Origin of the sequence: Burkholderia sp. NFPP32, from assembly GCF_900119325.1 — a bacterium.
Taxonomy (GTDB): Bacteria; Pseudomonadota; Gammaproteobacteria; order Burkholderiales; family Burkholderiaceae; genus Burkholderia; species Burkholderia pyrrocinia_C.
Genome location: NZ_FPJP01000084.1, coordinates 1 through 1,264, shown reverse-complemented (window position 1 = coordinate 1,264; position 1,264 = coordinate 1). Strand labels below are relative to the sequence as shown.

Below are 1,264 nucleotides of genomic sequence, written 5' to 3'. Positions count from 1 at the left end.
CGGCCGGTTCACGTTGCTGGCGTTTGGTACCACCGGCTCATTTGCGTCGTTGTCGTGCCGTGAGCCGCCGATCGGCTGAGCGCGCACATTGTCATTGGAGACGAGCCCGCCCTCGGCTACTCGTTCAAAGTCGCTGAGGCCGACCGTACCGTCGGAAGTAGTCCCGTCAGACGCTCCGATTCGCTTGAATGCTTCCGGATGATCGAACAGGTACTTCGCGGCCTGTCGAATGTTCGGCGGAACTTTTTCGTCAAGCGACAGTTGTTCCAGTTGATTTAGGTTGAGTTTCAGGAGGCGATTCCCGTTTTCGCGCATGTAGGCAGCCAGCACCGCAGACGCCTCCTGCGCATTCATGCGGTTTCCGGACAAGATGCTCGTCATCTCACGCGGCACTTCAAGGCCCTTATGCCCGTCGATGCTGGAGGAATTCAAGCTGGAGCGCACATCGTCTCGGTCGAACGCACTTTTGACGAGACACTTATTATCAGTGATGCAGAATGTCGGAATCGTACTCTTGTCCGTGCGCGAATCCTGTGTTCCAGATGTCGATTGTGCATCCGCGCCGTTGAGATCCGGCATGCCGTCACGTAGCATTCGGCGCCGGTAACTTTCAATGGCGTCGCTCCCCTGAATGTTAACTCTCTGGTCGATTTCGCGCCTCATCTCACGTGGCGTTTGCGGCTCCCGGGTTCCGTATTTGCGTGAGGGATTCAGGCTGGAGCGCGGATTATCCGAGTCCGCCTCACTTGTCTGGTCACGCCAGTTTTTTCCACGTATCGATCCATTGACGTACATTGAAGTCTCCAAGGTAGGCATAGCAAACAAGTAACTGAAGCATTGACCGGATCTACGTGCCAGACCCGGAAATCAGGTCAGGTTGCGTCTACCGAAATCACGGCGATGATTTCGATTTTTAACATCGACAAGGGTGCAGGATGAATGTTGGCCGGTCAGCGATTCAGTTTTTGACTTTATTGGCTTCGAATTGCATTGGCAACTGGATTGGTCAGATTCCGGGTGAGAAGCCGCGCTGTTCATTCGTGTGCACGGGCTATGTTGCGCACAAGCGTCACGCGACCGGACTGGAGTCTGGGCGGTGGTCGATTGCAGCCGCACGGTCACGGTGCACGCGTTCGTCGATGTCGCGCGGATATGCGGGATCGATCAGGTGAACCGCGCCGGGAATGTAGGAGACTTCGGATCTTGGCAGTAACAGGAGATTTGAAGTATGGAAAACGAAAGCAAGGTAAGGAAGCCCACCGGG

At 55.5% G+C, this 1,264-nt stretch carries 2 protein-coding genes; both read right to left on the bottom strand.

What is annotated here, in order from left to right; translation table 11 throughout:
* On the bottom strand, positions 1-795 hold a 795-nt coding region (locus BT264_RS37290), incomplete at its 3' end, for a hypothetical protein (protein WP_143156776.1).
* Between the two features lie 274 nt (positions 796-1,069).
* On the bottom strand, positions 1,070-1,264 hold a 195-nt coding region (locus tag BT264_RS39755; RefSeq protein ID WP_218173381.1), incomplete at its 5' end, for a hypothetical protein.